15 protein-coding genes and 1 riboswitch are annotated in these 18,183 nt (G+C 33.7%); of the genes, 4 read left to right on the top strand and 11 right to left on the bottom strand.

What is annotated here, in order from left to right; all coding sequences use genetic code 11:
* Nucleotides 1-5 precede the first annotated feature (5 nt).
* Genes I4N53_RS05330 through I4N53_RS05320 form a run of 3 tightly spaced genes read right to left on the bottom strand, consistent with a single transcriptional unit; the run spans nucleotide 6 to nucleotide 3,823 of the window.
* On the bottom strand, nucleotides 6-506 hold the full coding sequence (locus I4N53_RS05330) for a YbaK/EbsC family protein (protein WP_214495782.1): 501 nt from the start codon (nucleotides 504-506) through the stop codon (nucleotides 6-8).
* Nucleotides 475-2,898, bottom strand: coding sequence for a homocysteine S-methyltransferase family protein (locus I4N53_RS05325; protein ID WP_214495781.1), 2,424 nt, complete (start codon nucleotides 2,896-2,898; stop codon nucleotides 475-477). The genes I4N53_RS05330 and I4N53_RS05325 overlap by 32 nt, the downstream gene beginning before the upstream one ends.
* Nucleotides 2,899-2,911: 13 nt before the next feature.
* A complete protein-coding gene (locus tag I4N53_RS05320) occupies nucleotides 2,912-3,823 on the bottom strand; it encodes a methylenetetrahydrofolate reductase (protein ID WP_214495780.1) in 912 nt (303 codons plus the stop codon).
* Between the two features lie 63 nt (nucleotides 3,824-3,886).
* Nucleotides 3,887-3,991: riboswitch (SAM riboswitch) on the bottom strand.
* A gap of 285 nt (nucleotides 3,992-4,276) precedes the next feature.
* Between I4N53_RS05320 and glgP the strand changes: the two genes are divergently transcribed.
* On the top strand, nucleotides 4,277-5,917 hold the full coding sequence (gene glgP / locus I4N53_RS05315; RefSeq protein ID WP_214495779.1) for an alpha-glucan family phosphorylase: 1,641 nt from the start codon (nucleotides 4,277-4,279) through the stop codon (nucleotides 5,915-5,917).
* Nucleotides 5,918-5,946: 29 nt separating this feature from the next.
* On the opposite strand, the gene I4N53_RS05310 is transcribed toward glgP, so the two are convergent.
* Nucleotides 5,947-7,302: a glucose-6-phosphate isomerase gene (locus I4N53_RS05310; RefSeq protein WP_214495778.1), complete on the bottom strand. Its 1,356-nt coding sequence runs from the start codon at nucleotides 7,300-7,302 to the stop codon at nucleotides 5,947-5,949.
* A gap of 179 nt (nucleotides 7,303-7,481) precedes the next feature.
* Here I4N53_RS05310 and I4N53_RS05305 point away from each other — a divergent pair, with 179 nt between their 5' ends.
* Together I4N53_RS05305 and pepT are read left to right on the top strand one after the other, a co-directional pair.
* Nucleotides 7,482-7,979 (top strand): nitroreductase family protein, encoded by a 498-nt coding sequence (locus I4N53_RS05305; protein ID WP_004401536.1) that lies wholly within the window; start codon nucleotides 7,482-7,484, stop codon nucleotides 7,977-7,979.
* Between the two features lie 18 nt (nucleotides 7,980-7,997).
* Nucleotides 7,998-9,224, top strand: a complete 1,227-nt coding sequence (pepT, locus tag I4N53_RS05300; RefSeq protein WP_214495777.1) for a peptidase T — start codon at nucleotides 7,998-8,000, stop codon at nucleotides 9,222-9,224.
* Between the two features lie 121 nt (nucleotides 9,225-9,345).
* On the opposite strand, the gene I4N53_RS05295 is transcribed toward pepT, so the two are convergent.
* The 6 genes from I4N53_RS05295 to I4N53_RS05270 form a co-directional block, all read right to left on the bottom strand.
* A complete protein-coding gene (locus I4N53_RS05295) occupies nucleotides 9,346-10,284 on the bottom strand; it encodes a DUF1848 domain-containing protein (RefSeq protein ID WP_214495776.1) in 939 nt (312 codons plus the stop codon).
* A 91-nt stretch (nucleotides 10,285-10,375) separates the two neighbouring features.
* Nucleotides 10,376-11,938: a citramalate synthase gene (gene cimA, locus I4N53_RS05290; RefSeq protein ID WP_214495775.1), complete on the bottom strand. Its 1,563-nt coding sequence runs from the start codon at nucleotides 11,936-11,938 to the stop codon at nucleotides 10,376-10,378.
* Nucleotides 11,939-12,086: 148 nt separating this feature from the next.
* Nucleotides 12,087-13,001 carry a glycine betaine ABC transporter substrate-binding protein gene (locus tag I4N53_RS05285; RefSeq protein WP_009052931.1) on the bottom strand — a complete coding sequence of 305 codons (915 nt, stop codon included), beginning with the start codon at nucleotides 12,999-13,001 and terminating at the stop codon, nucleotides 12,087-12,089.
* A 15-nt stretch (nucleotides 13,002-13,016) separates the two neighbouring features.
* Nucleotides 13,017-13,655, bottom strand: coding sequence for an ABC transporter permease subunit (locus I4N53_RS05280; protein ID WP_214495774.1), 639 nt, complete (start codon nucleotides 13,653-13,655; stop codon nucleotides 13,017-13,019).
* Nucleotides 13,656-13,674: 19 nt separating this feature from the next.
* The gene (locus tag I4N53_RS05275) at nucleotides 13,675-14,787 is read right to left on the bottom strand and encodes a betaine/proline/choline family ABC transporter ATP-binding protein (RefSeq protein ID WP_214495799.1); all 1,113 of its coding nucleotides are present in this window, start codon (nucleotides 14,785-14,787) and stop codon (nucleotides 13,675-13,677) included.
* A gap of 105 nt (nucleotides 14,788-14,892) precedes the next feature.
* Entirely contained in the window at nucleotides 14,893-15,531 is a 639-nt protein-coding gene (locus tag I4N53_RS05270; RefSeq protein ID WP_009052934.1) for a TrkA C-terminal domain-containing protein, read from the bottom strand.
* 327 nt (nucleotides 15,532-15,858) lie between these two features.
* Between I4N53_RS05270 and I4N53_RS05265 the strand changes: the two genes are divergently transcribed.
* On the top strand, nucleotides 15,859-17,211 hold the full coding sequence (locus I4N53_RS05265) for an MATE family efflux transporter (protein ID WP_214495773.1): 1,353 nt from the start codon (nucleotides 15,859-15,861) through the stop codon (nucleotides 17,209-17,211).
* A 13-nt stretch (nucleotides 17,212-17,224) separates the two neighbouring features.
* Here I4N53_RS05265 and I4N53_RS05260 read toward each other — a convergent pair whose 3' ends face one another.
* Nucleotides 17,225-18,145, bottom strand: a complete 921-nt coding sequence (locus I4N53_RS05260; RefSeq protein ID WP_214495772.1) for an AEC family transporter — start codon at nucleotides 18,143-18,145, stop codon at nucleotides 17,225-17,227.
* Nucleotides 18,146-18,183 lie beyond the last annotated feature (38 nt).

The raw sequence follows: 18,183 nt of genomic DNA, 5'->3' as shown, positions 1-18,183 counted from the left end.
TATGTCTATTGACATACATCTACCCACTCTCCTTTAACTATTTTATCAATGTCTTCGACTTTTATGGTAGCAGCAGCATTTGTATCACCAGCTGCAGGATATACTACCTCATAATTTTTTAAAGACACATCATAATATACTTCAACCGGATTTTTCAGCCCATAAGGACAAACGCCACCAACAGAATGCCCTGTAACTTCTAACACTTCTTCTGGGGATGCCATTTTTGCTTTTGTTTTAAAAGTATCTTTAAATTTTTTATTGTCTATTTTTTTATCCCCTGCTGTTATAATCATAATATATTTATCTTTTAATCTAAAAAGCATAGACTTTGCTATTTCCCCAGGAGTTACCCCTAAAGATTTAGCTGCTTTTTCCACAGTGCTTGTATCTTCAAAAATTTTTATTTTAATATCATATCCTTTCTCTTTAAAAAACTCTTTCACCGCTTCTACTGACACCTCTACACCACCTTTAAATACCACAAGTTTTACATAAAAGAGCATTTTTTAAGAAAAATTTATCAGCAATTTTAACTGCATCTTGAGCCGTTTTTCCGTAATAATCTGCTCCAATCTTATAGGCATATTCCTCAGTCAAAACAGCCCCGCCTACCATTATTTTCACATCAGTATTTGCTTTAAGCAGTTTGATAATTTTCTCCATATTAAACAAAGTTGTCGTCATCAAAGCACTTAGACCTACTAACGGTGCCCCTGTTCGCTTTACTTCCTCTAATATCACTTCTCCTTTTACATCTTTTCCTAAGTCAATTACATCATATCCATAGTTTTCAAGCAAAACTTTTACTATATTTTTTCCTATGTCGTGAACATCACCTTCAACAGTTGCAAGGATTATTTTGCCTTTAGATACTGAACCTTTTGGAAGCTTTTCTTTTATTATCTTAAAAGCGCTTTGCACCACTTCTGCAGAGCTCAAAAGTTGTGGCAAGAAATATATGCCTTTTTCATATCTATCTCCCACTTCTTTTAAGGCAGGAATTATTATGTTATCAACTATAGAAAGAGGCTGAACTTCCTCCTCTAAAATATTTTTTACTATATCTTCTACTCCTGACTTTTTGCCTTCTAAAATCTGGATATAGAGTTTTGATTTTAAATCTTCTTCTTGAATTTTTTGTTGTTCTTTCTCTTTGATCTCCTCTTTTTGCTTTTTCCCATATATATTCAGATAATTCACACTGCCTTTATCTTTATTTAGTAAAACCATTGATGCCCTCAAAGTGTCCATCATGGCTTCATCGCAGGGATTTATAATAGCAGTAGTAAGCCCATAAGATGCTGCCATTGCTAAAAAAGTAGAGTTTATCAACCTTCTTTCAGGTAAACCAAAGGAAACATTGCTAAGTCCCACAACAGTATTTGCTCCTAACTCTTCTTTAGCCAATTTTATCGCTTCTAAAGTCTCAATTGCAGCCTCCTGCTCAGAAGAAACCGTCAGCACAATACAATCTATCAATATGTCCTCTTTAGGTATGCCATACTCTTCCGCTTTTTTTATAATTTTTTTCGCATTTTCAATTCTTTCATGTCTATCTTTGGGAAGCCCTTTATCTCCTACAGTAAGTCCTACAACACAAGCTCCGTATTTTTTGACAATAGGAAGCACTTCTTTTAAACTTTCCTCTTTTGCACTTACAGAGTTGATTATGGGTCTACCTCTTAAAATTCTTATAGCTTTTTCTACAGCTTTAATATTAGTGCTATCTATTTGAAGAGGAATGTCTACCACATTTTGTATTTCAGAAACTACTTTAGGAAGTAATTCTTCTTCGTTTACCCCAGGAACTCCCACATTTACATCCAATATTTCCGCTCCGCATTTTTGCTGTTTTATAGCTTCCTCTACTGCTAAACTCACATTTCCCGCCAAAAAAGCCTCACTTAACTTCTTTTTTCCAGTAGGATTTATACGTTCCCCTATAACCCTTAAAAGATAATTTTCACCTATGAAAACTGTTTTTGTATTGGAAGCTACAGCTGTAAATTTGTTGACTTTGACTTTTGGCTTTAAATCTTTTACAGCTTTTTTAACAAGTTTTATATAGTGAGGAGTAGTACCGCAGCACCCTCCCACTATAGAAGCGCCTTTTTCAACAAGAGAAGGAAAGAAACTAGCAAATTCTTCTGGTTTTAAGTCGTAAACTGTTTTGCCGTCGCGAATGACAGGCATACCTGCATTAGGTTGTGCAATAATAGGTATGCGAGAAACTTGAGACATTTTTTCCACTACACTTACCATTTTATCGGGACCTGTCGAGCAGTTAACGCCAATGGCATCCAATCCTAACCCTTGTAAACTAACTACTACAGTTATAGGGTCTGACCCCATGAGAGTCCTTCCATCTTCTTGAAAAGTCATTGTACATATAACTTTCATGCTTGAATTCTCTTTAGCAGCAAGAATGGCAGCTTTTGCCTCCAGCATATCTGACATTGTTTCAATTAAAACAATATCTGCTCCCGCTCTTTCTGCAGCTATAACTACTTCTTTAAAAACATCATAAGCTTCGTCAAAAGTCATGTCTCCATAAGGGGTCAAAAGTTCTCCAATAGGTCCTATAGAAAGTGCCACAGGTTTATCTTTGGAAGCTTCTTTGGCAATTTTGACAGCCTGAGTGACAATATTGAAAACCTCATTTTCCAGTCCATATTTTGCTAATTTTATTCTGTTAGCGCCAAAGGTATTTGTCTCAATCACATCCGCTCCTGCTTCTATATAGGACCTGTGGATATCAAATACTACTTCTGGATGGGTTATATTCATATATTCGGGACACTCTCCAGTTTTTAAACCCCTCTCTTGAAGTTGTGTCCCCATTGCTCCATCAAAAACAATCACTCTATTTGAAAGTTCTTTAAAAATGTCTAACATTTTTAACCTCCATTTAATTCATCTGTACGTTATTTTCTGCAAAATCACAGACTAAATCATCGACTCTTGAAATTATTTCTAACACAACATTTGTACTCCCTAAAGGCATAATGTGAATTCCTGCAACTTCACTGCGTATCCGCTTTATAAACTCTACAGCTATGTTTATTCCCTCTTCTCTTCCTCCATCCTTTAGCCTTTCTAAAACTTTTTCTGGAATATCTATACCTGGCACTTTTTCATTTAAATTGACTGCCATTTTATAGCTTTTAAGAGGTAATATGCCTATCAAAAGTGGTACATTGAAATTTTTAATCTTTTCAATAAACTTAAATAAAATTTCCTCATCATAAACCGGTTGTGTTTGAATAAATTCTACCCCTGCCTCTATCTTAACTTTAAGCTTCTCTAGTGCTTCATCCCTTAAATCATTTGGATTTGCAGTCGTACCGGCGCAAAATTCTGTTGGGGAATCTAATTTATTTCCATTGTAATCATAACCTCTATTAAAAGCACTGATAATCTTTAAAAGCCCAACAGAATCCACATCATACACCCCTTTAGCCTGAGGAGTATCTCCACGGGAAGGGTCATCTCCTGTCAAGGCTAGTATGTTTCTCACACTTAACGCATAAGCTCCTAAGAGCTCTGACTGAAGGCCTATCAGATTTCTGTCTCTACAGGTCAAATGAAAAATAGCTTCAATGTTTAAGTGGTCTTGTAAAAGGTGAGCGACTGCTATAGGACTCATCCGCATATTCGCCATAGGACAGTCCGTTATATTTAAGGCATCTACAATGCCTTTTAATTTTCTCGCTTCTTCAATAGTTTTCGTTATATCTACCCCTTTTGGCGTAGAAATTTCTGCTGTCACAACAAACTTCCTTTTCTTAAGTTTAGTACACAAATTTTCATTTTTCAACATCTACATCGCCTCCATTTTTAAAAATAAAAAAGTCTCTTCGCCAAAAGAAGAGACACCAAAACTCTCTCATCTTTCAGCGAAACGCTGCTGGAATTGGCACCAAGACGCATATAAAATGCCGGTTGCCGGGTTTCATCGGGCCAGTCCCTCCACCACTCTTGATAAGAGATTTAAAGTATTAACTTGTTAAACTATTTAAGCTATATAATACTATGGTTTAATTCCCCTGTCAATACGAAAATTTTTTATGCTTTCAAATGAACTTAAAAATTCTTTTTACAACACTGGCAATTATTTATATTATGGCATTTACTGAATGGCCTGCACTTTGAGACAGAAATTATTAGAGCAAATTCAACACTTTTTTCTTTTTTAATCTTTGTGCAAACCCTTGCATAATAGATTTTTTAATATTATAATATACTTAACACTTGAAAAATGAGGAGGTTTAATATGAATAACGAAAAATTACCAAGAGTAGCCTATTTCTGCATGGAATACGGCTTACAATCAGATTTTAAACTATATGCTGGTGGTCTTGGAATCTTAGCAGGAGACCATCTAAAAGCCGCAAAAGAATTAGGTATGCCTTTAGTAGGAATAGGCATACTGTGGAAACAAGGTTATACAGAACAACATATCGGTGAAGACGGATACCCCTATGATGCCTATCGCAATTACACACGTAAGTACGACTTTTTAAAGGACACTGGAGTAAAGGTAAAAGTAAAAATAAGAAATAGAAATGTGTATTGCAAAGTATGGTTGATAGACAACTTTGACAATGCTCCTCTGTATTTGCTTGACACAGATATACCAGAAAATGGGGACAGATGGATAACAGGTCAACTTTATGGATGGTTTGGTGAAGAAAGAGTTGCACAGGAAATAGTATTAGGCATTGGCGGAGTAAGAGCTTTAAGAGCTTTGGGAATTGATGTTGATGTTTATCATTTTAACGAAGGGCATGCAGTATTAGCAGCCATTGAGCTTATAAGAGAAAAAATGGAAAATCAAAATATGAGTTTTGAAGAAGCATGGAAAGCCACAAGGGAAGAAGTAGTATTTACAACCCATACCCCTGTTAAGGAAGGAAACGAATCTCACGATTTAGAACTTCTTATGTATATGGGTGCAAACAATGGCCTTTCAATTGAGCAAATGGCCCAAATTGGTGGCGTTCCTTTTAATATGACAGTCGCAGGTTTGAGACTTTCTCGCATTGCAAACGGTGTCTCAAAACTTCACGGTCAAACTGCAAACAAAATGTGGGAACATGTTGACAACAAGGCTCCTATAATTTCAATAACAAACGGAATTGATAGAAACACTTGGGTAGATAAAAGAATAATAGAAGCCTACAACAAAGGTGAAGGACTTTTAGAAACTCATAATATTTTAAAACAAGAATTAATTGATTTTGTATATCAAAGGACAGGAGTCAAATTAGACGCTGATAAACTTTTGATAGGTTTTTCAAGGAGAGCTGCTCCTTACAAAAGAAGCGACCTTATATTTACAAATGACGAAGTCATAGGTAATTATCTAAGGTCTAAAAAAATACAAATGGTGTTCTCAGGAAAAGGTCATCCACTAGATGATGTGGGTAAAAAAATTGTCACAAAATTAATAGAGATGACAAAGAAATATCCTGAAAGCGTAGTATTCTTAGAAGATTACGACATGACAATAGGAAAAATGCTTACTCGAGGCGCTGATGTGTGGTTAAACAATCCAAGAAGACCAATGGAGGCCAGTGGTACCTCCGGCATGAAAGCCGCCATGAACGGAGTACTAAATTTAAGCATTTTAGATGGATGGTGGCCAGAAGCTTGTATAGACGGAGTAAATGGCTGGCAATTTGGAGATGGTTTTGAGTCTGACAATATAGAAGAATTAGACAAACACGACCTTGAAGCACTTTATGACGTCCTTTTAAATAAAGTAGTTCCAACCTACTACAACGATAAAGCGAAATGGGAAAATATGATGAGAGAAAGTATAAGGACGACTTATGAAGCTTTCTCAGCTAATAGAATGTTAAAAGAATACTACGATTTAATGTACACAAAAAATAAGTCAACCCCTATTTAAAAAGGCCGCGCAATTGCCCGGCCTTTAATTTATTTTCCCAATCTTTTTTCTAACAATTCTTTTTCTTTTTCATATCCTGGTTTTCCTAAAAGTGCAAACATGTTTTTCTTGTAAGCCTCTACTCCTGGTTGGTCAAATGGATTAACCCCATTTATATATCCGCTTATAGCACAAGCCATTTCAAAGAAGTAGACCAGATTGCCAAAATAGTAAGCTGATATTTCAGGGATATTTACTACAAGGTTAGGAACATTCCCATCTGTATGAGCCAATAATGTACCTTCAAAAGCCTTTTTATTGACAAAATCTATAGTTTTTCCTGCTAAAAAGTTAAGCCCATCTATATTGTCCTTGTCTTCATTTATAACTATATCTTTAACAGGTTTTTCAACATTTAAAACTGTTTCAAAAATATTTCTGCTTCCCTCTTGTATAAACTGCCCCATTGAGTGTAAATCTGTCGTAAAATCTACTGAAGCAGGATAAATTCCCTTATTGTCTTTACCTTCACTTTCTCCAAAAAGCTGTTTCCACCATTCAGAGAAATAGTGAAGCTTTGGCTCATAATTTACAAGTATTTCTATAGCTTTGCCTTTTCTGTACAAAATATTTCTCAAAATTGCATACTGCATGCTTATATTTTCATTAAGGTTGTCTTTGGTATAGACTGTTGAAGCATCGTAAGCACCCTGCATCATATCGTCTATACTAATGCCTGCCACTGCTATTGGCAAAAGGCCTACTGCTGTCAAAACTGAGTATCTTCCTCCAACATCATCAGGAATCACAAATGTTTCATATCCTTCTTCATCAGCTAATTTTTTTAAAGCTCCTTTCGCTCTATCTGTTGTAACGTATATTCTTGATTTAGCCCCTTCTTTTCCGTATTTTTTCTCAAGGAAATCTCTAAAAACCCTAAAAGCTATCGCAGGCTCTGTGGTAGTGCCAGATTTAGATATTACATTTATAGAAACATCTTTGCTTTCTATAAGTTCAAGTAAATCACTTAAATACGTAGAACTTATGCTGTTTCCAGCAAAATAAATCTCCGGCGTATTCCTCTTACCTTTTGGCAATAAATTATAGAAGGAATGAGAAAGCATTTCAATTGCCGCTCTTGCCCCTAAATAAGACCCACCTATACCTATAACTACAAGCACATCAGAATCTGATTGAATCTTCTCTGCTGCTTTTTTAATGCGTTCAAACTCTGATTTATCATAATCTTTGGGAAGACTTACCCATCCTAAAAAGTCATTCCCTTGAGCATTTTTATTAAGCACCATATCAAGAGATAATTTTGCATGCTTTTCCATATATTCAATTTCTTTTTCACTTACAAATTGCAGCGCTTTTGAATAATCAAAGCTTATCAATTTCCTCATATGTAAACCTCCATTCTTTATTTACATACTTATTTTATACCATAAATCTATGTTGTTCAAGTTTTTCAAAAGTATGTATAAGTTTACTTAGCTTTATTTTTACATACCCATAAATTTTTGTCAATCTTTTTGGAATTTTTACTTTATGGGATATAATATAAAGAGGAGGTGCAAAAGTTATGGAGGCATTAGAGGCTTTAAAAAAGAGAAGAAGTATAAGGAAATACATAGATAAACCTATTCCAAAAGAAATATTAGAAGACATAATAGACTGCGCAAGGCTTGCTCCCAGTGGAAATAACGCACAGCCTTGGCATTTCGTCGTTATAACAGACAAAGAAAGACTTAAATTCATAGCAGAAAAAGCTACATATGGGAAATTTATTAAAGATGCAGGAGCTTGTGTCATCGTCTACTGCGATAAAAATAACAGACATCACTTAGAAGATGGTTCAGCAGCAACAGAAAATATATTACTCGCAGCTACTGCCTACGGCATAGGTTCCTGTTGGGTAGCTGGGTATAACAGAACCTATGAAAAAGAAATAAACGAATACCTCAACATTCCTGACAACTTAAGAATGATTTCTATTATATCATTAGGATATCCCGCAGAAGAGCCACAACCAAAATATAAAAAAGCTTTATCTGAAGTTTTACATTGGGAAAAATTTTAAATGAAAGAGGGTTATAATATGTCAAAAGTAGTGGAGAGATTTTTAAAATATGTAAAATATCATACAACATCGGATGAAAACTCAACAACTTATCCCAGCACTGAGGGACAAGTAATATTTGCAAAAGAATTAGCAAATGAGCTTGAAGAAATAGGCCTTAAAGAGGTAAATGTAGATGAAAACGGTTATGTTACGGCTTTACTTCCTTCAAATACTGACAAAGAACTCCCTACAATAGGATTTATAGCTCATATGGACACAAGTCCTGACATGTGCGGCAAAGACGTAAAGCCTCAGATAATAGAAAATTATGATGGCAAAGATATAATCTTAAACAAAGAAAAAAACATAGTATTATCTCCTACTGAATTTCCAGAGCTTAAAAATTACATAGGAAAAACTTTAATCACCACAGACGGAACAACTCTTTTGGGAGCTGATGATAAAGCAGGAATTGCAGAAATAATAACAGCTATGGAATATTTAATAAATCATCCTGAAATAAAGCATGGCAATATAAAAGTAGCCTTCACACCTGATGAAGAAATTGGTAGGGGTGTAGACAAATTTGATGTAAAAAAATTTAATTGTGATTTTGCTTATACTGTAGATGGCGGTGGAATTGGAGAAATAGAATACGAAAATTTCAATGCTGCCAGTGCTAAAATCAAAATTAATGGCAGAAATGTGCATCCTGGAACAGCAAAAGGCAAGATGAAAAACTCCATTTTGATTGGAATAGAACTCCAAAATATGTTACCTGAGCATGAAACTCCTGCCCATACTGAAGGATATGAAGGTTTTTATCATTTGAACAATTTTGAAGGCAATGTAGAACAAACTAAAATGTATTATATTATCAGAGATTTTAATAAGCAAACTTTTTTAGATAAAAAAGAATACCTAAAAAGCATTGTAGAAACATTAAATAAAAAATACGGTGAAGGCACAATAGAGCTTGAACTTAAAGACCAGTATTACAATATGAGAGAAATAATTGAAAAGCATATACACATAATTGATACAGCATTAGAGGCAATGAAATTAGTAGGAGTGGAACCTAAAATAGTGCCTATAAGAGGAGGCACTGATGGAGCAAGATTAAGCTATATGGGGCTTCCAACACCTAATTTATTCACAGGAGGGCATAATTTTCACGGTAAATATGAATTTATACCGACATATGCAATGGAAAAAGCAGTCGAAGTAATAATAAAAATAATTGAGCTTTACGCAGAAAAATAAGGGATAGCCAAAAACTATCCCTTTAATAATTCTTTTTTAAAGACTTTACTGATATCTCAACAAACATTTTATAATTCAATCATACTACAACAAAGAAAACTTTTCCACATACACAGATTTTTCATTTATCAAAAATTGAAGTTTGGCTAATAGCCCAAGATTCCACTTTTCTCTCTTTTACTGTATCCTTTTCTGTCAATTTGCTACACAACAGTGGAGAATTTACATTATATTGCTTTACATTTCTTTTTATAGAACTTATATTGCTGTTTGCATAGCAATAAATACAGCCATGTAGACAAGTATCATAGGCACCAATATCTATACTTTCATCACAATCACAAAGCTTCCTTTGATTCTTATCCTTTCCTATATTGAATTTTTTACCTGAAAGCTCTTCTATTAAAGTTTTATCTATACATCTCGCATGCTCTATACCATAGGGCGATAAATCCAATTCTTCTGCACAAGTCTCAAGTTTAATTGAGTGCTCTTTCGCTATTTCATAAAATCTATATGCAATTTCTAACTTCTGTTCCTTGTTTATCTCATAAGCCCCTATTTTTTCTAAAGTCTTGTAAACTTTAGGATAAAGAGTCACAAAACTGATTATACATTTTGATGTATATCCATAAAGTTCAGACATTATTTCCTTAAAGCTTTTTACATGGTATTCTATATCAAATTCGGGAGTTAAAATAATAGGGTCATAACGCCAAATTACCCTCTCTTTCCCTATTTTGCTAGACAGCTTTTTAAAAACTTCAATTATATGTGATTTTTCTGGCACATTCCTCTCTATTCTTTTATCATAGGGATTTAAAGTAAATAAAAAATAATAAGCATAGTCCTCTATCAAATGCAATTTCGGTATCATTTTTTCTGGATTTTTTGTCCAAAACACAATGCCATCTACTGCATCTTTCTTTAAAGAAACTTTACTGACTTGATGAAAATTAAAAGGATTCCTCACCAAAACATAGCCTTCCTCAATTCTTTTAAAAAACCAATCGCTGTAAAAAGCCGGAATATCCGTTCTCCTGCTTGCACTTATTATCATTCAAATTTCTCCTTTCAAAAAATGAGAAATTGACATGTTCATTTTTACTTTAACATCAATGACAATTCATGTCAATTTCTCCGCTTTTGAATTAACTTTCTTTGTTAAGTTTGTACTCTATTGAATCAACAAGGGCTCTCCAACTGGCCTCAATAATATCTGTAGAAACCCCAATTGTGCTCCATGAATCTTTTCCGTCTGTCGACTCTATTATAACTCTAACTTTAGCAGCAGTTGCAGAATTAGAATCCAAAACCCTCACTTTATAATCTGTCAACCTCATTTCTTTTATCTGTGGGTAAAATCTCTCCAGTACTCTTCTTACAGCATTATCAAGAGCATGTACTGGCCCATCTCCCTCAGCTGCAGCTATCTCCTCTATACTATCGACTTCCACTTTTATAAGTGCTGAAGAATTAACACTATTTACAGAAGGCTCATTTACAATAACTTTGAACTCTTTTAAATTAAATGCTGGTTTATATTTTCCAAGAACCTTTCTTATCAAAAGTTCTAAAGAACCTCCTGCATTTTCATATTGATACCCTAAATACTCCATTTCTTTTAATTTATCTAAAATTAACTTTGTTTCAGGAGAATCCTTTGTAATAGTTGGATCTATTTCATTTATGGCATTTAGCACTGTTCCTCTGCCTGCAACTTCAGAAATCAAAAAGGTCCTACTATTTCCCACTAAAGAAGGGTCAATCAGTTCATAAGAATAAGTATTTTTATTTACAGCATCAGCATGCATCCCCGCTTTGTGGGAAAAAGCATTTTTCCCAACATAAGGCGCCCTTTCATCGTAAGTGACATTTGCAATTTCACTTACAAATCTGGCTAAATGAGTCAATTGCTTTAAATTTTCATCAGGTACACATTTATATCCCATCAGAAGTTGTAGATTAGGTATCAAAGTACATAAATTAGCATTGCCACACCTTTCCCCATAGCCATTTATTGTACCCTGCAGCTGTATTGCCCCTGCTTGTACTGCCATTATAGAATCTGCAACAGCCATTCCGTTATCATTGTGACAATGTATTCCTACTTCCGTATTAAATTTATCTACAACAGTTTTTGTTATATCATAAACTTCCATCGGAAAAGCTCCACCTTTTGTATCACACAAACAAACACTGTCTACTCCCGCCTCTAATGCTACTTCTAATGTCTTTAAAGCATACTCTGGATTTTGTTTGTAACCATCAAAAAAATGCTCTGCATCAAATATAACTGACTTACCTTTGTCTTTAAAAAACTTTACTGTATCATAAATCATTTTTAAGTTTTCTTCTAAAGTGGTTTTCAAAATTTCTGTAACTTGAAAATCCCATGACTTGCCAAAAATAGTTACTACCTCTGTGTCAGCATTTAAAAGAGAAATCACATTAGCATCCTCTTCGGTAGTTGTATTTGCTCTTCTTGTGCTGCCAAAAGCGATTAATTTAGCATTTTTTAATTTAATATTTTTAACTCTTTCAAAAAATTCAATATCTTTAGGATTAGACCCAGGATTACCTGCCTCAATATAGGCTACACCAAACTCATCAAGAACTTTAACTATCTTTAATTTGTCTTCTACAGTAAAAGATATACCTTGTCCTTGAACTCCGTCTCTTAATGTGGTGTCGTATATCCGTATGTTCCTCACAATGCATCCCCCTTTATACCTTTTTTATGTATAGTACATATTTTATCAAATTGAACTGATAAAGTGAAGAAAATTTATTTTTAATTCTTAAAATAAAATAATAAAGCTTCCTGATTGACCAAATTCAGGAAGCTTTGCATTTCTGCTGCTAAATTAATCCCTTTTCTTTTAAAAATTCTTTTGCTACCTTTGCTGGATCTTGCCCTTCACCATCGACCTTGTAATTAAGTTTTTGCATTTCTTCATCAGAAATTTGATTTGCCAATTTGTTGAGAACATCTTTTAATTCAGGGTGTTTGTCTAGCACATCTTGCCTAATAATTGGTGCAGCATAATAAGGTGGGAAAAAGTGTTTATCGTCTTCAAGTATTTTTAGTTTATGAGATACTAGCAATCCATCAGTAGCAAAAGCATCAATAACCTGAACTTCATTATTATCTATCGCTGTATATCTTATACCCATATCCATGGATTTTGTGTGTTTAAACTTAAAATTATACACTTTTTGTAGACCAGGATAGCCATCAGGCCTTTCCAAAAATTCCATTGTAGCTCCCAGGATTAACTTATCGCTAATTTTAGCTAAATCTGAAAAAGTCTTTAAATTATATTGCTTTGCCAATTCATCCTTTACAGCTAAAGTATAGGTATTATTGAATCCAAGTGGCTTCAACCATACTATATTCCATTTGTCTTTATATTCTTTCTTCACTGTTTCATAAGCTTTTTCTGGATCAGTAGTAGGTTCCATCCCTAATATGTCCACCAAACCTGTCCCTGTATATTCAACATAAATATCTATTCCGTTATTCGCACCTCCCCTTTTTATCGCCTCAAAGTTTACATTTGTACCGCCAAGGTTTAGTTTTCGCACTACTTTGAGATCGGTATGTGCTTCAATCATTTCGGCAACCATATTAGCTACGATAATTTGCTCTGTAAAATTTTTTGATCCTACAACTACAGTATCATTTGCATTCCTTTGAGAACTGCCAATACCGCAAGATGCCATGAAAGTAACAGCTAAAATAAAAACCAAACTTAATAGCAAAATTCTTTTCATTTAAAATCTCCTCCTTTATTTTATTCCCTTTGGAGTCACTAGCTTTTCTACTAAGAGTAAAATATAGTCTATCAACAGTGCCAAAATCATTGCTGGTATTGCACCTGCTAGTATCATCTGGTTATTCACCATAGATATACCTCTGTAAATCAATTGACCTAAACCACCGGCTCCAATCAACGCCGCCAAAGTAGTAAAACCAACGGCTGTCACAGCTGCTATTCGAATACCTGCCATTATAACAGGTAAAGCCAATGGCAGTTGCACCATCCTCATTAATTGTATCTCCGTCATTCCCATACCTTTACCCGCTTCGAGAATAGCTTTATCTATATTGACAAGACCGGTATAGGTATTTTTTATAATTGGTAGTAGTGTATACATAACTATCATAACTATTGAAGGAGTTGAACCTATACCTAAAAAAGGCACTAAAAATCCCAACAAAGCTAAACTTGGAATTGCTTGTACAGCATTGGCTAATCCAATGACAAATGAAGAAGTTGAAGGAAATTTTGCAATCAAGATACCTAATGGTACTCCTATAGCTATAGCTATAATCAGAGCCATAACAGATAATTGAATATGCTGAGTTGTTAAAATTAAAATATCGTCAGCTCTATCTTTTATAAAATTTATATATTCTGCCAACACTATTTAAAAGTCCTCCTTCCTATTCTGCATAATTTGCACCTAAATAATTTACCAGGGCACTTCGCGTGATCAAGCCTTGGAGCAAATTATTTTCATTCACTACTGGTACATAACCTATATTTTTTTGCGCCATTAATTTAAGAACATCTAAAATTGAATCATCAGGTTTGACTGTATAAACATTTCGAGTATAAATCTCTTCTATCCGTTTTGCAGTGTTTTTATTAGCCCTTATATCCTCCGCTGTTACTATGCCTAAAAGTTGATTTTCTTTATTAACCACTAAAATACTGTCAACACCACTATTACTCATAATTTCTATCGCTTGTGCAAGAGTCCTGGAAGGAAGAGCCTTTATTGGATTGGTAATCATAATATCTTTTGCTAAAACATGCTCTGGTTGTATCCACATTCGTTTTTTTCCTATAAAATTCTCCACAAATTCATTTGCTGGATTTTTCAATATTTTTTCGGGAGTATCAAATTGCACTACTTTTCCATCTTTCATTATGCAGATCCTATCACCTAATTTCAACGCCTCATCCATATCGTGAGTTACAAATACAATGGTTCTTTGCAACTTTTGCTGCAATTCAAAAAGTTCTTCTTGTAGCTGAGACCTTGTAATAGGATCCAGGGCACTAAAAGGTTCATCCATTAAAATGATATCTGGATCTGCAGCTAAAGCCCGTGCAACTCCTATCCTCTGTTGTTGCCCCCCGGATAATTCTTTTGGATATCTGTTCATATACTCTTTTGGAGGCATTCCTACAAGATGCATTAATTCCTTTGCTCTTTCAATTCTCTTCTTTTTTGGCCAATTTTTAAGCAAAGGAACTAATTCTATATTCTGTTCTACTGTCATGTGTGGAAGTAAACCAATTTGCTGAATCACGTATCCAATATTCCTGCGAAGTTGGATTGGGTCTATCTGAGAAATGTCTTGTCCGTTTATATATATTTTGCCAGAGGTTGGTTCAATTAAGCGATTTATCATTTTCAACGAAGTGGTTTTCCCACAACCACTCGGTCCTATCAAAACCACCAATTCATTATCTTTTATTTCTAAATTTATTCCTTTTAATATTTCAGTTTCTCCATATGTTTTAACTATATTTTCAAATCTTATCAATGCTACCACACCTCCTTTACAAGTGACAACCTATATTATATAATAAAGTTGTCACTGTGTCAATAAAAGGGATTACAAAAAATAACCTAGCAACTAATGTTGTTGCTAGGGAAAACTAATAACAGTATAGTTATCGACTAGAGATATACTTTTTTTGAAAGCCTCCTTACTTCCTACAAGAACTAAATAATCTCCACCTTTAATTTGCTCATTGGGACCAGGAGAAATAATTACCTCTTCTCCTCTCCTTATAGCTATTACGGTAGCACCTGTAACATCCCAAAATTTTAACTCAGCCAAAGTCTTACCTACAGCAGTGCTTTTCTCATTGACGCGAATTTCAACAGGATTAAAGTCACTAATATTTTTTAATCTATTAGCGTATTCTATAAATTTTAGTAAAATAGTTTCCAGCCTTTCATCAAGTTTTTTTCTTTCTTCAGCGATTTTAACCAATTCATTTTTTAAGACCTCTAAGGTTTGTTTTTCATTAAATTGATTTATATATCTTTGTGCCGCTTCTTTCGATTTAACAATTACTCCTTTACCTTGTTCTGAAAAAACTACTCCCATGTCCTGTAAAAGGGAAATAGCACGCCGTATTGTCTCAGGTGAAACTTTATAAATTCCCGCAAGATTTGACCTGCCGTAAAGTCTCTCACCCTCATTAAACTCGCCATCTACAATTCTTTTAGCAATATCAAAAGCAATGTATTCATATTTTGGTCTTATAATTTCAGACATATAAATATGCCTCCGTCTCATTATTTAAAAATCATGGCTTTAATTAATTTTCTCACTACACTGCCTTTATTCATATTTTATACTTTTCCATGTAAAAACTCAATCAAAATTTAAAAAATCCCTTTATCAACACAAGCCTCAGTTACTTTAATTTTCCTATTGTGTTATAATACTATTAGTGATTAAAAAGTTTAGAAAAAACAAATATATAAGTGCTGATCAAAATCTATTTGGACTCCATTATAATCCAATTGAAATTGCCCCTAAACAATACAGACAATATAGGATGTTTCCTTGTATTTTTGCAATAAAAATAGGAGGTGTTATATGGCAACTAAAAAAGAAATAAAAGAAATACTTAATTTAGCATTACCTGCAGTTGGAGAAATGCTTTTATACATGGTTGTGTGGGTAATAGATACGATGATGGTGGGGCAATTTGGCGGTAAAGACAGTGTTAGTGCTGTAGGCCTTGCATCAGAAATTATATATACCTTCTCTAACATTTTTGTAGCAATGGGAATCTCTATAGGAGTAACTTCCTATGTCGCCCGTAGCATTGGAGCAAAAGATTTTGAAACTGCTAAAAAATACGCATCTCAAGGAATTTTGTTAGGAACTATTGTCGCTATTATTATTTCTTTAATACTTGTTGCTTTTGCAGAAAATTTTTTAATAATAGCCAGTGCTACTGGTAATGTACTTTTCTTAGGAAAAATATATATAAAAATTGCATCAATAGGTATTTTCTTTAATATGCTTATGAATGTATTAAACGCAGTTTTAAGAGCACAAGGAAATACAAAAACCCCCATGATAGCAGCAAGTATAGTTATATTTATCAACATTTTATTGGATTGGATTTTAATATTTGGAAAATTAGGCTTTCCTGCTTTGGGTGTAAAAGGTTCTGCAATTGCTACTACTATAGCACAATTCTCTGGCTTTATATTTATAATGTTATATTATTTCAACCAAAAAATATTAAATATTGATCTTTTTGATATAATAAATTTTGACAGGCAAATAATTGTAAATATACTAAAACTTGCCTTACCTGCTTCTCTTCAAGAAGGTTCCTTTGACATAAGTCGACTTATTTCAATATTTATGATAATGCACCTTGGAACAGTAGCTTTCGCAGCCAATCAAATTGCAACTACAATTGAATCTATCTCTTTTATGCCGGGATGGGGTTTTGCAGTGGCTGCAACCACAATGGCAGGTCAAATGGTTGGCGCAAAAAACTATGAAAGTGCAAAAAGATATACAAATATTGCAACATTCTTCGCTGTAGCTATTATGGGTACAATGTCAATATTGTTTCTTACAATACCTTATCCTTTGATGAGAGCTTTTATAAAAGATACCGATGTAATTGCAGTAGGAATTTTGTGTCTTATGGTAGCCTCTATTGAACAACCTTTTATGGCAGTTGGCATGGTTTATGGTGGAGGCCTTAAAGGAAGTGGAAATACAAAGACCCCCTTTATTATCTCTACAATATCCAGCTGGTTTATAAGACTTCCTCTTATGTACATAGTCATCTACATTTTAAATTTAGGAGTTGTCTATGTATGGTTTGTAACAGCCATCCAATGGGCGTTTGAAGGAAGCATAATGTATATATACTTTAGAAAAGAAATAGATAAATTAAAAAGGGGAGTAAGGAATATATAAACCTTACTCCCCTTTATTGCCATCTAAGCATTATATAAGTCATAAGTAAAATGCTTATAATAATTGAAGCGGTAATAAAAACAGAAGCCAATTTAGCATTTAGTCCTCTTTCCTTGGCATAAATTACTGCTACCATAGGAGTAGGAAGAATTGCTCCTATTGTTATAATTTTTATTATAAGCAGTTTTGTATCAAACAAAAATGGTGTTGTTAAAATTAAAGCAACTCCCGGTAAAAATTTTACAAACAAACCTATTATCAAAGCTTTTAATTCATTTTTATTCAAATCAAAATCCAAAAAATATCCAATTGTAAATAAAGCAAGAATATTGTTAGGTAGAGAAAGTTGATAAATAAATTCCTTTGTCATCCCAGTAAAATTGATATTAAATAAATTCATTAAAAGAGCTGATATGTACACATCAAGTGGAAAAAAATATATAATCTTTTTTGATACCTCTTTTAAATTAAAATTAGTTTTTCCACCCGCTAAAAAAGATACACCATAGGCAAAACCAAAAACAATAAAAGAATTACCCATATCAAACATTGCCATATTTATAATGCCTTCATTTCCATAAACCTGCTGTATAAAGGGAAGGGCAAATAAACCTATATTATATCCGCATATAGAAACCAACAGAGTCCATTTATCAGAATTATCTAAGTTAACTTTTTTTACCACAAAATATCCAAAGATAAATGTCAAAACTCCCAAAATAATACTTATAAAAGTGAGAATAAATAATCGCGCATCAATTTTATACTGAGAAAAAATAGTTAAAATCGTAGCAGGTAAAGTTATATAAAGCACAATCTTGCTCAGTACATCACCTGAATTTTCAGGAAATTTCCTGGATTTTTTTATAAAATACCCTAAAAAAAGTACAGCAATATTTAAAAAAATTTTTTCTTGTATCATTAACTGGTTCATTTAACGCACCCCAAAGTCTATTCTATTGCATAAAAACA

This window comes from Thermoanaerobacter sp. CM-CNRG TB177 (genome assembly GCF_018588165.1).
GTDB lineage: Bacteria > Bacillota > Thermoanaerobacteria > Thermoanaerobacterales > Thermoanaerobacteraceae > Thermoanaerobacter > Thermoanaerobacter thermocopriae.
This window is presented reverse-complemented; position numbering and strand designations above follow the sequence as displayed.